Genomic DNA, 17994 nt, shown 5'->3' with positions numbered 1-17994 from the left:
CATATGCTGTTTCATGAGATCGCCACGCTCCTTTTAGTCGCGTAGCTTATGACGGGAAAAACGAGCCATGTAACGATCCAGTCACAGTATAACACCAAGCTATAATCGCAAACACTTACTGCAAAACTTTATCATGTAATAAACATTATTACAAAACTTTACCTAATTATTTACGTTTAATCTCTCAGGGTTTAATTCCCCGAAGCTCTGCTTCGTGATATCATAAGAAACAACTAAAACTTTTTTAGATACCTCGTAGCTCTGCTGCGAGGAGCATCATTATTCTTTATATGCAGTGATTTTTTGTAACCCTCCCATGTAATTTACCAGAACATCCGGTATGGTTATTGAACCGTCTTCATTTTGATAATTTTCTAAAATTGCAACCATAGTTCTACCAATTGGTAAGCCAGAAGCGTTTAAGGTATGAACTAAAGTAGTATCATGACTACCAAATTCCTTATGTCGTGCTTTCATTCTACGTGCTTGAAAATCACCACAATTAGAACAGCTAGCAATTTCACGATACTGCTTTTGTCCAGGAAGCCAAACTTCTATATCATAAGTTTTTTGTGATGCAAACCCCATATCAGCTGTACAAAGTAGCATAGTGCGATAAGGTAATCCTAGTTTCTGTAGGATAGTTTCTGAAGCGTTAGTCATGTATTCATGCTCGTTTTTTGACTCTTCAGGTGTTGTAATAGATACAAGCTCTACTTTACTAAATTGATGCAATCTAATCATACCTCTAGTATCTCTACCGCTGCTACCTGCTTCTGATCTAAAGCATGGTGTATAAGCAACAAGTCTCATAGGTAATTTTTCACGAGGAATAATAGTATCGGCAACCATGTTGACCAATGACACTTCTGCGGTTGGAATTAGCCTATAGCCGTTTGTAGTTGCAAAAGATTCATCGGCAAATTTAGGTAACTGACCCGCATTATACATAGCATTATCTCGAACTAGCACTGGAGGCGACACTTCAAGGAAACCGAACTCTCCAGTATGAACATCAAGCATGAAATTGGCTAAAGCACGCTCTAATTTTGCTAAATCACCTTTTAATGTTACGAATCTAGCACCTGAAATTTTTGCCGTTTGCTCAAAATCCATTAGATCTAGCTTTACACCAAGCTCAAAATGTTGTTTTTTATTTTGAGCATTAAGATCTACTTCTCCATGAGTACGAATTAATTTATTCATACTTTCATCAATACCATATGGCACTTCTTCATCAGGAATATTAGGAAGAGTATTTAATAGCTCATTTAGCTCATTATTATTATTTAAATCTTGTTCGAGTTCTTCTAGCTTTTCATTGATGTCCTTGACATCTCTTTGTAATCCTTCAAATTCCTCGCCGCTTTTAGGATTTATGTTACCTAAAATTTTTGACTTTACTTTACGTGCGTGCTGAAATTCTTGAATTAGATTAGTGATTTTTCTTTTTTTACCATCAAGCTCTTCGATTCTTTTTGCCATAGGTTCAATAAATCTCTGCCTAAGCTTATCATCGAATAATTCTTGATTTTCTCTAATCCATTTAATATTTAGCATTTATGACCTCGGTTTTTTCTATATAATTACATATTATTATTGAAATTTCATATAATAAAAGCAGCGGTATTGCAAGAGCAAACTGGCTTAATATATCGGGAGGAGTTAATATTCCTGCAATAATAAAGTTAATAACTATCGCAAAGCGTCTTTTTTGCTTAAGCGTTTCTATTGTAATTATTTTTAATGTATTTAATATTATTAAAACAACTGGAAGTTGAAAGGCAACACCAAAAGCTATAATTAGATGAATAACTAGATTTAAATATTCACTAATCCTAGCTTCTAAAACTATCGGTACTATTAAATCACGCTTTTCAAAACTAAGGAAAAAATTCCAAGCTTTTGGCATTACGAAATAAAAAACGAAAATACTACCACACCAGAATAAAATAGGCGATATAAAAAGAATAAACGCAATAATTTTTTTTTCATGGCGATATAATCCCGGACTAACGAATAAGTAACATTCTAAAGCAATTACCGGTATAATAATAGCGAAAGCTGCAAAAGCTGCAAGCTTAATATAAGTAAAAAATGCCTCAGTAAGTCCAGTATAGATTATATTTCGTAAATTATCCTTACTTAGTTTAGCAAGCGGTTCTAATAAGAAACTATAAATAGTATCACTAAAATAATAGCAAATAGCAAATGCAACTATAAAAATAATAAATATTCTAGATAATCTTACTTTAAGCTCTGATAAATGTTCTTGAAAAGAATATAATTTCATAACTAATATAATATACTTCTTTTTTTCTTTTTCAAGAATTGCTATTTTTCTTAACACACCCTAGCGTAAAATGATGCTCCTCGCAGCAGAGCTACGAGGTATCTATCCAAAAAGCTTTAACTGTTTTTGTTGAAATGCTTTATAAGAAGGTTTGCCCGAACCTTGATTCTGTACATAATTACGTAATTTCTGCTCATCACCATGTTTACCTACTGTGCTCATAAAATATCCTTTACTCCAAAACTCACTTCCCCATAATTTTTCTTTAAGATTTGGATATTTCTCAAACATTTTCTTAGAAGTAATACTTTTTATGATTTGAGTTATTTTTGTTGGGCTATACATTGGTATTGACTGTAATAAAAAATGTACGTGATCTTTATCTACTCCTATTTCTAAAAATCTAATTTCATAACGATCTTCTATGTGCTCACAAATTTTACACAAATAATCATCTAGTTCTTGATTGAATATTACTCTTCTATACTTTGCCGGCGTTACTAAATGATATATTAGTACTGTGACATTATGACTCTTATGTATATAACTGCTTTCTTCCATTCAAGTAGTATATCACGAAGCAGAGCTTCGGGGAATTAAACCCTGAGAGATTAATGGTAGAAATGATTTATTAATCCACTGCTCGCTAATTTTACAAAAATCATCGACAAAACAAAATAATGCAGCAATATCTTTCTTCATGGCTTTGTTGCATAAATAAGCTTTTGAATATACTATACTGCCCCTAACCCCGCAATGCTAGCCTAGCCAACAGGCACAGAGATAGGTTTACCAATTTCAAACATTTTGTTTAATAAGTGGCATTTAATAGACATTTCTTTTGTCATATTTTGATCATGTCTTGATAGAAACTTACTACTAAAAGAAGTTTTAAATCGAAAGAACGTGTTCTCTACACGCTCCCTTCTACCATAATTATTCTTTACCCTCCATGCTTGGTATCCTTTGTTTTGTTGATATATAACAGCTGCATCTCTCTCAGTTTTATCCCTAAGCGATTGAACTTTTACTGAAGAGTTTGGGGGTCTAATAACTGGTTTTATCTTCTTCTTTCTCAACAATTGATATGTAGATTCACCGTCATACCCTCGATCTCCCAGAAAATCCTTGGCTCTGACATTAGCTATTAGTAGTCCAATCTGTGATCTATCATCTATAGTATGCTCTGTGGTACTATCGGCAAGTATCATACCTTGATCTTCTATAACGATATGTAGCTTTTTCCATATGCGACGCTTATATTGCTTACCATGCTTATTTTCTAGCCATTCGTTCCGGCTTTGTTGCATAAATAAGCTTTTGAATATACTGCCCCTAACCCCGCAATGCTAGCCTAGCCAACAGGCACAGAGATAGGTTTACCAATTTCAAACATTTTGTTTAATAAGTGGCATTTAATAGACATTTCTTTTGTCATATTTTGATCATGTCTTGATAGAAACTTACTAGTCTATCCGCCAAAAACACTTCAAATCCTGATCATTTGTAATGGGATAGAGTTTTGACAACAAATTGCTAAGATTTTCAATAAAAATTAATAAGTTATGTTAATTTTTACTGATACATTTCTGTGTGGCTTTGTTGCATAAATAAAATTTGTAGAGCAAGAGTGGTGATAATCTGGTAAGATGTCCTGAATTAAAAAATAATCCAGATTATATGAGATCTCGGAAGAAAGCCCCTTTTAGTAAATCACGCAAGTATTCTAAATATAAAATAACGAATTGGTCAGAATATAATAATTTTTTACGCAATAGGGGTCGCATAGATTTTATGATTGCCAGTGATTTGGCGATTGGCTGGTATGCTGATTACAGAGAGGAAATGAAACGAGGAAGACCTAGACGCTATAGTGATCACGCTATATTACAGTGTTTGAAGATCAGATGCTTATTCGGTCTTAAGTTACGCCAAACCCAAGGCTTTATAAACTGGCTCTTTGAAATATCGGGTTTATCTATTAGATGTCCAGACTATACAACATTAAGTAAGCGTATGAAGTCATTAGATCTTAGGTATTTACATGGAAATCAAGATAAAGAATTTAGTTGTATTTCAATGGATAGTACAGGGATACAAGCCTACACAGGGAACGAATGGCTAGAAAATAAGCATGGTAAGCACAATATAAGCGTCGCATATGGAAAAAGCTACATATCGTTATAGAAGATCAAGGTATGATACTTGCCGATAGTACCACAGAGCATACTATAGATGATAGATCACAGATTGGACTACTAATAGCTAATGTCAGAGCCAAGGATTTTCTGGGAGATCGAGGGTATGACGGTGAATCTACATATCAATTGTTGAGAAAGAAGAAGATAAAACCAGTTATTAGACCCCCAAACTCTTCAGTAAAAGTTCAATCGCTTAGGGATAAAACTGAGAGAGATGCAGCTGTTATATATCAACAAAACAAAGGATACCAAGCATGGAGGGTAAAGAATAATTATGGTAGAAGGGAGCGTGTAGAGAACACGTTCTTTCGATTTAAAACTTCTTTTGGTAGTAAGTTTCTATCAAGACATGATCAAAATATGACAAAAGAAATGTCTATTAAATGCCACTTATTAAACAAAATGTTTGAAATTGGTAAACCTATCTCTGTGCCTGTTGGCTAGGCTAGCATTGCGGGGTTAGGGGCAGTATATTCAAAAGCTTATTTATGCAACAAAGCCATGCGGCATTAGCTTTTGAACCAGCTAAAGTTTTGAGTGAATATCAAGAACAAATAAATCATTTACAAGAGCAAAATGATGAACTTGCTAAAGCTCTTGGTAGAATCACAGTTGAGAGGGACTGGGCCGTGGGAAAGCTCAAAAGCTTGGATTTATCAAATAAAAAGAGTCTTGTACACTCCAAGCTAAATCAACTCTCAAAATCAAGACAGTGTGAACTATTAAAGATTAGTCGATCTACAGCCTACTATAAATCCAAGGAGATGAGTATAAATAAATTAAGTATTTTAAATAGAATAGATGAAATATATACAGATAATCCTGAATTTGGTTATCGCTATATTCATCAACAGTTACTAGAAGATGGTTTTATTGTCGGTAAAGATCGAGTACTGAAATATATGAGGATGATGGGTATAGAAGCTATTTACCCACATAAGAAAAAATCTACTTCTCGAAACGATAGTGAGCATAAGATCTATAGCTACTTACTTGATCAATATTGGACTAAATCTGGCTCAACAAAGCAAGTGTATGTGCCTAATGTGAATGAGGTTTGGAGTGGTGACATTACTTACATTAGAACTAATGGTGGCTTTATGTATATGGCAGCTATTATAGATTGGCATAGCAAGGCCATATTGAGCTATAAACTGTCAAATTCTATGGATGCATCTCTTGTAACTGATGTCTTGAAACAAGCTCTCAGTAAGTATAACGCTCCACAGATATTTAATAGTGATCAAGGTAGCCAATATACCAGTTATGACCACATAAATATTCTCAAGGAGCATGATATCCAAATTTCAATGAATGGCAAAGGTAGAAGTATTGATAATATAGTAATAGAAAGGTTTTTTAGAACTTTAAAATATAATTGTATCTTTATTAATGATTTTAACAATGTTAAAGAGTTAAAAGAGGGGATTGATCATTATCTGAATAAATATAATTATCACAGATTTCATTCAAGTATTGGTTATAAAAAGCCTATGAATGTATATCTGAATTATATGCAAAATTATCAGCAAATTGCTGCCTGATAATCGAAAAATTAGGAAAACATACTACTCATTTTTTTGTCTTGATTTTTCAGTCCACTATCCCATGACGAATATTAAAGAGTCTTTTGCAATGATTGTGTAAATTTTTGTTGAGCCTATATTAGAAGTAATTAAAAATATAGGTAACAGAAATGCAAATAGAGAAGAATAAAAAAATAAATGAAGCAATAGATTTGCTGATAGAAGGCGGAGTAGATTTAAAAACAGTACTAAGTCAGAATGGATTAATTAAGGAATTAACCAAGGGTATTTTAGAGCGAGCACTGCATGCTGAGATGTCAGAACATTTAGGTTATAGCAAGTATGATAGAGCTGAAACTGAGAATGCGAGGAATGGTAGTTTTAGTAAGAATCTGATTAGTGAGAATGGTACTATAGAGCTAAATGTTCCAAGAGACAGACAAGGTAAATTTGAACCTATAATAGTCTCAAAGAAACAAACAAGAATAGATGGCTTAGACCAAAAGATAATATCCTTATATGCGAAGGGTATGAGTGTGTCTGATATTAAAACACAATTGCAAGAATTATATGGAGCTGAGATCAGTGAGAGCCTAATCAGCAGGATTACAGATGAAGTAATAGATGAGGTCAAGATTTGGCAGAGTAGACCTCTTGAATCAGTATACCCTATAGTATATTTTGACTGTTTAGTAGTGAAAGTAAGACAAGATAGTCTATCCGCCAAAAACACTTCAAATCCTGATCATTTGTAATGGGATAGAGTTTTGACAACAAATTGCTAAGATTTTCAATAAAAATTAATAAGTTATGTTAATTTTTACTGATACATTTCTGTGTTGGTCTAATTTTGATATGGAGCTATTGTTAACGATTTTTTATCGTTCATCTAGTTTTTGCATGATGATATTTTTGATTTATGTGGAGTTAGACACGATTTGTAAATGATTTGCAATGCATCGTAAATTCAAACCAATAGCAGAGATTATTGGATTGATAATATCTCCTATCATACCTTTCAAGAAGTTTCTACCCATCCGACCATATTGCTTTAAGTGACCTATTATTGGTTCTATGGCACTGCGTCTCTTGATCATAGACTTGTCCTCTTGTAACAACTTCTTCCGCGTTTTTGGGGTATATACCTTACTCTTCTCCTTTACATTGCTACCACTATACCCAAGATCAACAAATGATTTCTTTATCTTGATTCCAGTCCACTATCCCATGACGAATATTAAAGAGTCTTTTGCAATGATTGTGTAAATTTTTGTTGAGCCTATATTAGAAGTAATTAAAAATATAGGTAACAGAAATGCAAATAGAGAAGAATAAAAAAATAAATGAAGCAATAGATTTGCTGATAGAAGGCGGAGTAGATTTAAAAACAGTACTAAGTCAGAATGGATTAATTAAGGAATTAACCAAGGGTATTTTAGAGCGAGCACTGCATGCTGAGATGTCAGAACATTTAGGTTATAGCAAGTATGATAGAGCTGAAACTGAGAATGCGAGGAATGGTAGTTTTAGTAAGAATCTGATTAGTGAGAATGGTACTATAGAGCTAAATGTTCCAAGAGACAGACAAGGTAAATTTGAACCTATAATAGTCTCAAAGAAACAAACAAGAATAGATGGCTTAGACCAAAAGATAATATCCTTATATGCGAAGGGTATGAGTGTGTCTGATATTAAAACACAATTGCAAGAATTATATGGAGCTGAGATCAGTGAGAGCCTAATCAGCAGGATTACAGATGAAGTAATAGATGAGGTCAAGATTTGGCAGAGTAGACCTCTTGAATCAGTATACCCTATAGTATATTTTGACTGTTTAGTAGTGAAAGTAAGACAAGATAAACTTATTATTAATAAATCAGTATATGTAGCTTTAGGAATAGATTTATCTGGCAGAAAGGATATTTTAGGCTTATGGATAAGTGAGAATGAAGGAGCTAAATTTTGGCTTGGTAATTTTACTGAAATGAAGAATCGAGGAGTAAAAGATATCTTAATTGCTTGTAGTGATAATCTAACTGGTATGTCTGATGCTATTGCATCAGTATATCCGAAAACTGAACATCAAATTTGTATTGTCCATCAGATCAGGAATAGCCTCAAATATGTATCATATAAAGATAGAAAGCAATTAGCAGCGGATTTGAAACTAATCTATACTTCTGCTACTGAAAAAGAAGCAGAATTAGCTCTTGAGTCATTTGATCAAAAATGGAGTAAGCAATATCCGCATATAGCTAAATCTTGGTATAATAATTGGGATAATTTGATAATTTTCTTGCAATATCCAAAGGAGATTCGTAAGATTATTTACACTACAAATGCGATAGAATCGCTGAATAGCCAATTGAGAAAAGTTACTAAGAATAAACGCATCTTTCCAAATGATGACGCAGTATTTAAAGTTTTATATCTGACAATTGATTATATTACCAAAAAATGGTCTATGCCTATCCCCAATTGGAATGAAGCTATGGCTCATTTTATGATCAAATTTGATGGTAGAATTTAATGGTTCACGAAATTTACACAATTGATGAGACAGAGCCACTTCAAATCCTGATCATTTGTAATGGGATAGAGTTTTGACAACAAATTGCTAAGATTTTCAATAAAAATTAATAGTCCGTCCGCCAAAACTCTAAAAGCCTTATAGGCAATAGGGTTTTAAGGCAAAAATGCATAGTAAAATCCATAAGAAAATGAAAGGTTTTATATCAAAAGCTTATGGAAATACAAAAAAATGACAATAAAAAAATGAATGCATTTTGGGAAATAGTGTGGTTTTTAATACAAAAATTTAAAATCAGCCCTCAAAATTAGAGTAATTTGCTCTAAAATCGCACTATTTTTGGAAATTAGTGACACAAGTGATATTTTTTAGAGTTTTGGCGGAGGGACTTAATAAGTTATGTTAATTTTTACTGATACATTTCTGTGTTGGTCTAATTTTGATATGGAGCTATTGTTAACGATTTTTTATCGTTCATCTAGTCCGTCCGCCAAAACTCTACAAGCCTTATAGATAATATGGTTTTAAGACAAGAAGTAATACAACAATCCGTAAGAAAATGATAAAATATGGTCATAAACCTTATGGATTTCAGTCAATGCCAATAGACAACATTATCAAATCGCAAGAACAAGGGAAACTGTTTGGTTATAAATTAAAAGAAGAATTAAACCCAAATAATAAGCTATATAAATTAAGAGAATTAATAAATTGGTCTAGGCTCGAAGAGTGGTTATCAAAAAATGTTTGTATTAAGAAATTTGGTAGAAATAGAAAATGTCATAGAGTGATGCTTGGCATAACGATGCTACAAGCAATGTATAATTTTTCAGATTCATTATCAGAGGAAGAGCTAAAAGAGAATATGTATTGGCAGTATTTCTGCGGGTGGGAATATATAGAAAAAGACATAGCTATCTCGGAAACTAGTATACGACGGTTTCGTAGTGTATTAGGTGAAGCTGGATATAATGAGATATTATCGGAGTTGATCAGGGTTGGGATAAAAACTAACACAATTAAAAAAAAAGATTTGGAATTAATCATCGCTGATACGACTGTACAAATTAAGAATATCAAACACCCACACGATGTTTATTTAATGGATAAAGCTAGGCTTAGCATAGTAAAGCTTTGCAACAGTTTGGGTATACATTTGAATGAAACATACGCTAGAACCTATAAACGCGATATAGTAAAGCTATGGAAATATAAAGAACATAGTAAAGCCAAGAAGCGTTGGAAAATAATGAAGCATTTAAAAATATTACTGGGTCGTTTGATTAGAGTATGTGAGCGTGAGATCAAAAATAAGCAATTAAACTTGTCTCTCAAAAATCAAGAAGTATTGCAAAAAATAAAACAAATACATAACCAATCTGTTTTAAAAAGAGAAGCTAAAAAGCAATATAAAGAAGATAACAAAGTATTATATAGTTTTCATGCCCCTGAAGTAGAGTGTATAGGAAAGGGAAAACGCAACAAGCCATATGAGTTTGGCAATAAAGTAGCGGTAGTAGTAAGTGGTCGTAGAAATTTTGTTTTATCCGCAAAATCGTTTCATAATAATCCTTATGATGGTCATACATTGCATCAGAGCTTTGAAGCAGTAGAGAGTGTCACTGGAATCAAGATAAAGAAATCATTTGTTGATCTTGGGTATAGTGGTAGCAATGTAAAGGAGAAGAGTAAGGTATATACCCCAAAAACGCGGAAGAAGTTGTTACAAGAGGACAAGTCTATGATCAAGAGACGCAGTGCCATAGAACCAATAATAGGTCACTTAAAGCAATATGGTCGGATGGGTAGAAAGTCCGTCCGCCAAAACTCTAAAAGCCTTATAGGCAATAGGGTTTTAAGGCAAAAATGCATAGTAAAATCCATAAGAAAATGAAAGGTTTTATATCAAAAGCTTATGGAAATACAAAAAAATGACAATAAAAAAATGAATGCATTTTGGGAAATAGTGTGGTTTTTAATACAAAAATTTAAAATCAGCCCTCAAAATTAGAGTAATTTGCTCTAAAATCGCACTATTTTTGGAAATTAGTGACACAAGTGATATTTTTTAGAGTTTTGGCGGAGGGACTAGAAACTTCTTGAAAGGTATGATAGGAGATATTATCAATCCAATAATCTCTGCTATTGGTTTGAATTTACGATGCATTGCAAATCATTTACAAATCGTGTCTAACTCCACATAAATCAAAAATATCATCATGCAAAAACTAGATGGTCCGTCCGCCAAAACTCTAAAAGCCTTATAGGCAATAGGGTTTTAAGGCAAAAATGCATAGTAAAATCCATAAGAAAATGAAAGGTTTTATATCAAAAGCTTATGGAAATACAAAAAAATGACAATAAAAAAATGAATGCATTTTGGGAAATAGTGTGGTTTTTAATACAAAAATTTAAAATCAGCCCTCAAAATTAGAGTAATTTGCTCTAAAATCGCACTATTTTTGGAAATTAGTGACACAAGTGATATTTTTTAGAGTTTTGGCGGAGGGACTAGATGAACGATAAAAAATCGTTAACAATAGCTCCATATCAAAATTAGACCAACACAGAAATGTATCAGTAAAAATTAACATAACTTATTAATTTTTATTGAAAATCTTAGCAATTTGTTGTCAAAACTCTATCCCATTACAAATGATCAGGATTTGAAGTGTTTTTGGCGGATAGACCATCTAGTTTTTGCATGATGATATTTTTGATTTATGTGGAGTTAGACACGATTTGTAAATGATTTGCAATGCATCGTAAATTCAAACCAATAGCAGAGATTATTGGATTGATAATATCTCCTATCATACCTTTCAAGAAGTTTCTACCCATCCGACCATATTGCTTTAAGTGACCTATTATTGGTTCTATGGCACTGCGTCTCTTGATCATAGACTTGTCCTCTTGTAACAACTTCTTCCGCGTTTTTGGGGTATATACCTTACTCTTCTCCTTTACATTGCTACCACTATACCCAAGATCAACAAATGATTTCTTTATCTTGATTCCAGTGACACTCTCTACTGCTTCAAAGCTCTGATGCAATGTATGACCATCATAAGGATTATTATGAAACGATTTTACGGATAAAACAAAATTTCTACGACCACTTACTACTACCGCTACTTTATTGCCAAACTCATATGGCTTGTTGCGTTTTCCCTTTCCTATACACTCTACTTCAGGGGCATGAAAACTATATAATACTTTGTTATCTTCTTTATATTGCTTTTTAGCTTCTCTTTTTAAAACAGATTGGTTATGTATTTGTTTTATTTTTTGCAATACTTCTTGATTTTTGAGAGACAAGTTTAATTGCTTATTTTTGATCTCACGCTCACATACTCTAATCAAACGACCCAGTAATATTTTTAAATGCTTCATTATTTTCCAACGCTTCTTGGCTTTACTATGTTCTTTATATTTCCATAGCTTTACTATATCGCGTTTATAGGTTCTAGCGTATGTTTCATTCAAATGTATACCCAAACTGTTGCAAAGCTTTACTATGCTAAGCCTAGCTTTATCCATTAAATAAACATCGTGTGGGTGTTTGATATTCTTAATTTGTACAGTCGTATCAGCGATGATTAATTCCAAATCTTTTTTTTTAATTGTGTTAGTTTTTATCCCAACCCTGATCAACTCCGATAATATCTCATTATATCCAGCTTCACCTAATACACTACGAAACCGTCGTATACTAGTTTCCGAGATAGCTATGTCTTTTTCTATATATTCCCACCCGCAGAAATACTGCCAATACATATTCTCTTTTAGCTCTTCCTCTGATAATGAATCTGAAAAATTATACATTGCTTGTAGCATCGTTATGCCAAGCATCACTCTATGACATTTTCTATTTCTACCAAATTTCTTAATACAAACATTTTTTGATAACCACTCTTCGAGCCTAGACCAATTTATTAATTCTCTTAATTTATATAGCTTATTATTTGGGTTTAATTCTTCTTTTAATTTATAACCAAACAGTTTCCCTTGTTCTTGCGATTTGATAATGTTGTCTATTGGCATTGACTGAAATCCATAAGGTTTATGACCATATTTTATCATTTTCTTACGGATTGTTGTATTACTTCTTGTCTTAAAACCATATTATCTATAAGGCTTGTAGAGTTTTGGCGGACGGACAAGATAAACTTATTAATGATGCTCCTCGCAGCAGAGCTACGAGGTATCTAAAAAAGTTTTAGTTGTTTCTTATGATATCACGAAGCAGAGCTTCGGGGAATTAAACCCTGAGAGATTAAAAATTGATTATATCTGGCTTAATTAATTATAGAACTTTCCAATTCCAAATCTTTTTTTTTAATTGTGTTAGTTTTTATCCCAACCCTGATCAACTCCGATAATATCTCATTATATCCAGCTTCACCTAATACACTACGAAACCGTCGTATACTAGTTTCCGAGATAGCTATGTCTTTTTCTATATATTCCCACCCGCAGAAATACTGCCAATACATATTCTCTTTTAGCTCTTCCTCTGATAATGAATCTGAAAAATTATACATTGCTTGTAGCATCGTTATGCCAAGCATCACTCTATGACATTTTCTATTTCTACCAAATTTCTTAATACAAACATTTTTTGATAACCACTCTTCGAGCCTAGACCAATTTATTAATTCTCTTAATTTATATAGCTTATTATTTGGGTTTAATTCTTCTTTTAATTTATAACCAAACAGTTTCCCTTGTTCTTGCGATTTGATAATGTTGTCTATTGGCATTGACTGAAATCCATAAGGTTTATGACCATATTTTATCATTTTCTTACGGATTGTTGTATTACTTCTTGTCTTAAAACCATATTATCTATAAGGCTTGTAGAGTTTTGGCGGACGGACTAAATACTGCGTCATCATTTGGAAAGATGCGTTTATTCTTAGTAACTTTTCTCAATTGGCTATTCAGCGATTCTATCGCATTTGTAGTGTAAATAATCTTACGAATCTCCTTTGGATATTGCAAGAAAATTATCAAATTATCCCAATTATTATACCAAGATTTAGCTATATGCGGATATTGCTTACTCCATTTTTGATCAAATGACTCAAGAGCTAATTCTGCTTCTTTTTCAGTAGCAGAAGTATAGATTAGTTTCAAATCCGCTGCTAATTGCTTTCTATCTTTATATGATACATATTTGAGGCTATTCCTGATCTGATGGACAATACAAATTTGATGTTCAGTTTTCGGATATACTGATGCAATAGCATCAGACATACCAGTTAGATTATCACTACAAGCAATTAAGATATCTTTTACTCCTCGATTCTTCATTTCAGTAAAATTACCAAGCCAAAATTTAGCTCCTTCATTCTCACTTATCCATAAGCCTAAAATATCCTTTCTGCCAGATAAATCTATTCCTAAAGCTACATATACTGATTTATTAATAATAAGTTTATCTTGTCTTACTTTCACTACTAAACAGTCAAAATATACTATAGGGTATACTGATTCAAGAGGTCTACTCTGCCAAATCTTGACCTCATCTATTACTTCATCTGTAATCCTGCTGATTAGGCTCTCACTGATCTCAGCTCCATATAATTCTTGCAATTGTGTTTTAATATCAGACACACTCATACCCTTCGCATATAAGGATATTATCTTTTGGTCTAAGCCATCTATTCTTGTTTGTTTCTTTGAGACTATTATAGGTTCAAATTTACCTTGTCTGTCTCTTGGAACATTTAGCTCTATAGTACCATTCTCACTAATCAGATTCTTACTAAAACTACCATTCCTCGCATTCTCAGTTTCAGCTCTATCATACTTGCTATAACCTAAATGTTCTGACATCTCAGCATGCAGTGCTCGCTCTAAAATACCCTTGGTTAATTCCTTAATTAATCCATTCTGACTTAGTACTGTTTTTAAATCTACTCCACCTTCTATCAGCAAATCTATTGCTTCATTTATTTTTTTATTCTTCTCTATTTGCATTTCTGTTACCTATATTTTTAATTACTTCTAATATAGGCTCAACAAAAATTTACACAATCATTGCAAAAGACTCTATACTTTTCGTTCAGATTTTGGCAATAGTTGTTCATGATTGGTAAATTCTTTGCCATTATCTAACGTTATGCTTTTGATTATATGCGACAATTGTTTAAGTTTTTTATTCATGTTACCAATCACATCTTGTGTTCTTTTTGAACGGTTTAAAGTGAGAAACACTTTTTGTGTTCTGATATCCACAAGAGCGCCTATATTACGACTTTGATTACCTTTGTTAAAAGTTAAATCACCTTCTAAATGACCTATTGCTGCTATCTTTCTATTTATCTCTGGTCTTTCAGTAATGGAAACTCGATTTGGTATTGTAATTCTTTTGTTTCTGATTCTTGTACCATGATGCAACCTATTTTTCCTTTTTCTTGCTAAAGATAAATATAATTTTTGCCTTTGTGCTATAGGAGATGTATAAATAAACTGGTATATACTCTCTGTAGAAATATTGACAGTATCTCGTGATAGTTTACGTCTACCTGAAATTATATCTGGTGAAATACCCTGTGTTAACTGCTTTATTATTTCTGCTCGTAAATTATTATCAATATCTAATTTTCTTTTTCTCTTACCTTGCCTTAAACTGCAAGCAAGTGTGTTAGCCCTATCTGGTCTATAATTATGCCTCATTCTCTTGAGTTCATAACATATAGTGCTTTTATCACGGCCAATCTTTGTCCCTATATATCGCGAGCTATAACCACTCTTATTCATTTCGTATATTTTAAATCTTTCATCTATCGTTAAATGAGCCATGATATATCTATATTTAAATGATGCTCCTCGCAGCAGAGCTACGAGGTATCTAAAAAAGTTTTAGTTGTTTCTTATGATATCACGAAGCAGAGCTTCGGGGAATTAAACCCTGAGAGATTAAAAAAATCTATCATAACTCAACATTAATCTCCTTTAAACCCTTTATCTATAAGCTTTCTATCTATCCCTTATCCTAAATTAGCGTTCTCAGGGTTTAATTCCCCGAAGCTCTGCTTCGTGATATACTACTTGAATGGAAGAAAGCAGTTATATACATAAGAGTCATAATGTCACAGTACTAATATATCATTTAGTAACGCTAATATTCAATCAAGAACTAGATGATTATTTGTGTAAAATTTGTGAGCACATAGAAGATCGTTATGAAATTAGATTTTTAGAAATAGGAGTAGATAAAGATCACGTACATTTTTTATTACAGTCAATACCAATGTATAGCCCAACAAAAATAACTCAAATCATAAAAAGTATTACTTCTAAGAAAATGTTTGAGAAATATCCAAATCTTAAAGAAAAATTATGGGGAAGTGAGTTTTGGAGTAAAGGATATTGTATGAGCACAGTAGGTAAACATGGTGATGAGCAGAAATTACGTAATTATGGGAAAGTTCTATAATTAATTAAGCCAGATATAATCAATTTTTAATCTCTCAGGGTTTAATTCCCCGAAGCTCTGCTTCGTGATATCATAAGAAACAACTAAAACTTTTTTAGATACCTCGTAGCTCTGCTGCGAGGAGCATCATTGCCTATTTTAGAATTTACACACTGATATATCCAGAGCCGGACATGAAAGTATAGTTGTGTAAGGTGCTATCTAGTTGTTTGGGAACTAGATCCATATATCATTTCTGCATGAGCTACGCGACTGTAAGGAGCGTGGCAATCTCATTAAACATCCTGAGATTGCTTCGTCAATTACTCCGTAATTTCCTCGCAATGACGACTCTCAATCTATGCGAGAATGACCTTTTTCTAAACCTTAACTAATATATGTCTTTTTTTACCGGCAGAGAGTTTAATAACCTTATTATCAAGTAAGAAAGTAGTATTAATTACCATATTCTCATCTTCTATAAGCTGATCATTTACTTTAGCTCCTTTTCCTCTTATAAGTTTGCGGGCGCCAGATTTTGAGGTAGCAAGCCCAGCTTCATGAAATAGCTCAAACGCAGTAATGCCTGCTTGTAACATTTCCGGCTCTAGAACTATGGTAGTTAAATTTTCGTCAATTTGTCCTTGTTCAAATATTTTTACTGAAATCTCTAAAGCGGTCTTGGCTTCTTGCTCTCCATGACAAAGTTTAGTCAATTCATAAGCGAGTTGCTTTTTAGCGGCATTAATATCTTCAGCTGCTAAATTTTCAAACACTACAAGCTCTTCATTTGTTAGCTCGCTATATAATTTAGCAAATCTAACTATGTCAGCATCTTCGCAATTACGCCAATATTGGTAATAATCATATGGGCTTAGCAGAGCTTCGTTAAGCCATACAGCACCTGCAGCCGTCTTACCCATCTTAGCCCCTGAAGCGGTTGTAAGTAACGGCGTTGTCATGCCAAACACTTCTTTGCTACTTATTTTGCGAGTTAAATCAGCTCCCATTACTATATTACCCCACTGATCACTACCGCCAAGTTGCAGGCTGCAATTATAATGCTTGCTTAAATAGTAAAAATCATAGGCTTGCAGCAACATATAGTTAAACTCCAAAAAGCTTAAATGTTGCTCCCGCTCTAGTCTTAACTTTACTGAATCCATAGTTAGCATGCGGTTGACAGAAAAATGGCTGCTGAAATCTCGTAGGAAATCTAAATAATAAAGTGAATCTAACCACTCTGCATTATCTAGCATGATAGCATCGCTTTCACCATCGCCAAATTTAATAAATTTTGACAAAGATTTTTTGATACCTTCAGCATTTTTGGCAATATCTTCTTTGCTTAAAATTTTTCTAGCTTCATCTTTCCAAGTAGGATCACCGATTTTACTCGTACCACCGCCGATAATCACTATTGGCTTATGCCCATGCTTTTGAAGTAGTCGTAATATCATTATCTGCATTAAACTACCGATATGTAGCGATGTTGCAGTGCAGTCAAAGCCAATATAAGCAGCGATCTTACTTTCTTTTGTTATACTAGTTAACCGCTCTAAGTCGGTACATTGGTGGAAATATCCTTTATTTGTAAATTCTTCTATAAAAGTCATATTATGTATTAATTTTTAAAATTATAGTTTGTTATGTAATGTATCAATCCTAGCACTTTTTTGTCATTCCCGTGTGGATCGAAAAGTATCCTAAGGTAGTCGAACTAGATCCAGAAAATAATAAAAAATACTAATGTTATTAGTATTTTTAACTGGATCCCGTGAATAAATCACGGGATGACAGAGGAAAATGATCCACGCAACAAAGTCTACGTAGGAATAGCATAGAAGTCTTTCACAAAAATAACATCCTACAATATAAGCTATTTTTGCTATATTGTTAACTGAAGTTTTGACAAAAATTCTAATTTTTCTGACTAAAGTAAAAATTTATATTTAAAGTTAAATATTTAGTGCTTTTATCAGCTTAAAAGCGATATTTCTACAATTTAAAGTAAATTA

Annotated in this window: 14 protein-coding genes and 4 pseudogenes; 7 read left to right on the top strand and 11 right to left on the bottom strand. The window is 32.9% G+C overall.

What is annotated here, in order from left to right; translation table 11 throughout:
• Positions 1-279: 279 nt before the first annotated feature.
• From serS to AAHI98_RS04165, 5 genes and pseudogenes are all read right to left on the bottom strand, one after another.
• Entirely contained in the window at positions 280-1560 is a 1281-nt protein-coding gene (gene serS, locus AAHI98_RS04180; RefSeq protein WP_342225131.1) for a serine--tRNA ligase, read from the bottom strand.
• Positions 1547-2293 (bottom strand): twin-arginine translocase subunit TatC, encoded by a 747-nt coding sequence (gene tatC / locus AAHI98_RS04175; protein WP_342225368.1) that lies wholly within the window; start codon positions 2291-2293, stop codon positions 1547-1549. Before tatC ends, serS begins: the two co-directional genes overlap by 14 nt.
• Before the next feature lie 102 nt (positions 2294-2395).
• Entirely contained in the window at positions 2396-2854 is a 459-nt protein-coding gene (tnpA, locus tag AAHI98_RS04170) for an IS200/IS605 family transposase (RefSeq protein ID WP_342224823.1), read from the bottom strand.
• Between the two features lie 42 nt (positions 2855-2896).
• Positions 2897-2995: pseudogene (locus tag AAHI98_RS18485) on the bottom strand (IS982 family transposase); the annotation flags it as partial.
• Between the two features lie 62 nt (positions 2996-3057).
• Positions 3058-3603, bottom strand: coding sequence for a transposase (locus tag AAHI98_RS04165; protein ID WP_342225130.1), 546 nt, complete (start codon positions 3601-3603; stop codon positions 3058-3060).
• Positions 3604-3973: 370 nt separating this feature from the next.
• On the opposite strand from AAHI98_RS04165, the gene AAHI98_RS04160 reads away from it, so the two are divergent.
• The 4 genes and pseudogenes from AAHI98_RS04160 to AAHI98_RS04145 form a co-directional block, all read left to right on the top strand.
• Positions 3974-4480 carry a transposase gene (locus AAHI98_RS04160; protein WP_342224954.1) on the top strand — a complete coding sequence of 169 codons (507 nt, stop codon included), beginning with the start codon at positions 3974-3976 and terminating at the stop codon, positions 4478-4480.
• Positions 4481-4491: 11 nt separating this feature from the next.
• Positions 4492-4938 (top strand): transposase, encoded by a 447-nt coding sequence (locus tag AAHI98_RS04155; protein ID WP_342224955.1) that lies wholly within the window; start codon positions 4492-4494, stop codon positions 4936-4938.
• A gap of 44 nt (positions 4939-4982) precedes the next feature.
• Complete coding sequence (locus AAHI98_RS04150) at positions 4983-6038, top strand: IS3 family transposase (protein WP_410526199.1); 1056 nt, start codon at positions 4983-4985, stop codon at positions 6036-6038.
• Positions 6039-6190: 152 nt separating this feature from the next.
• Positions 6191-6739: pseudogene (locus AAHI98_RS04145) on the top strand (IS256 family transposase); the annotation flags it as partial.
• Between the two features lie 198 nt (positions 6740-6937).
• Here AAHI98_RS04145 and AAHI98_RS04140 read toward each other — a convergent pair.
• Positions 6938-7138, bottom strand: coding sequence for a hypothetical protein (locus AAHI98_RS04140; RefSeq protein WP_342224789.1), 201 nt, complete (start codon positions 7136-7138; stop codon positions 6938-6940).
• Positions 7139-7335: 197 nt separating this feature from the next.
• Between AAHI98_RS04140 and AAHI98_RS04135 the strand changes: the two genes are divergently transcribed.
• Together AAHI98_RS04135 and AAHI98_RS04130 are read left to right on the top strand one after the other, a co-directional pair.
• Positions 7336-8550, top strand: coding sequence for an IS256 family transposase (locus AAHI98_RS04135; protein ID WP_342224662.1), 1215 nt, complete (start codon positions 7336-7338; stop codon positions 8548-8550).
• A 559-nt stretch (positions 8551-9109) separates the two neighbouring features.
• Positions 9110-10444 carry an IS5 family transposase gene (locus AAHI98_RS04130; RefSeq protein WP_342225129.1) on the top strand — a complete coding sequence of 445 codons (1335 nt, stop codon included), beginning with the start codon at positions 9110-9112 and terminating at the stop codon, positions 10442-10444.
• Positions 10445-11271: 827 nt separating this feature from the next.
• On the opposite strand, the gene AAHI98_RS04125 is transcribed toward AAHI98_RS04130, so the two are convergent.
• The 4 genes and pseudogenes from AAHI98_RS04125 to AAHI98_RS04110 form a co-directional block, all read right to left on the bottom strand.
• Positions 11272-12633 (bottom strand): IS5 family transposase, encoded by a 1362-nt coding sequence (locus AAHI98_RS04125; RefSeq protein WP_342225128.1) that lies wholly within the window; start codon positions 12631-12633, stop codon positions 11272-11274.
• A 215-nt stretch (positions 12634-12848) separates the two neighbouring features.
• On the bottom strand, positions 12849-13352 hold the full coding sequence (locus tag AAHI98_RS04120) for a transposase (RefSeq protein ID WP_342224951.1): 504 nt from the start codon (positions 13350-13352) through the stop codon (positions 12849-12851).
• A 79-nt stretch (positions 13353-13431) separates the two neighbouring features.
• Positions 13432-14535, bottom strand: a pseudogene (locus AAHI98_RS04115) (IS256 family transposase); the annotation flags it as partial.
• Between the two features lie 75 nt (positions 14536-14610).
• A pseudogene (locus AAHI98_RS04110) lies at positions 14611-15360 on the bottom strand (IS30 family transposase); the annotation flags it as partial.
• Between the two features lie 253 nt (positions 15361-15613).
• On the opposite strand from AAHI98_RS04110, the gene tnpA (AAHI98_RS04105) reads away from it, so the two are divergent.
• Positions 15614-15997: an IS200/IS605 family transposase gene (gene tnpA / locus AAHI98_RS04105; RefSeq protein ID WP_342225127.1), complete on the top strand. Its 384-nt coding sequence runs from the start codon at positions 15614-15616 to the stop codon at positions 15995-15997.
• 359 nt (positions 15998-16356) lie between these two features.
• Here the strand turns inward: tnpA (AAHI98_RS04105) and tyrS are convergent, their stop codons facing one another.
• Positions 16357-17592 (bottom strand): tyrosine--tRNA ligase, encoded by a 1236-nt coding sequence (gene tyrS / locus AAHI98_RS04100; RefSeq protein ID WP_342225126.1) that lies wholly within the window; start codon positions 17590-17592, stop codon positions 16357-16359.
• Positions 17593-17994 lie beyond the last annotated feature (402 nt).

Origin of the sequence: Rickettsia endosymbiont of Urophora cardui, assembly GCF_964030725.1 — a bacterium.
Lineage (GTDB): Bacteria > Pseudomonadota > Alphaproteobacteria > Rickettsiales > Rickettsiaceae > Rickettsia.
Note: the sequence above shows the minus strand (reverse complement) of the source record. Positions and strands in the feature narration are given on the sequence as shown.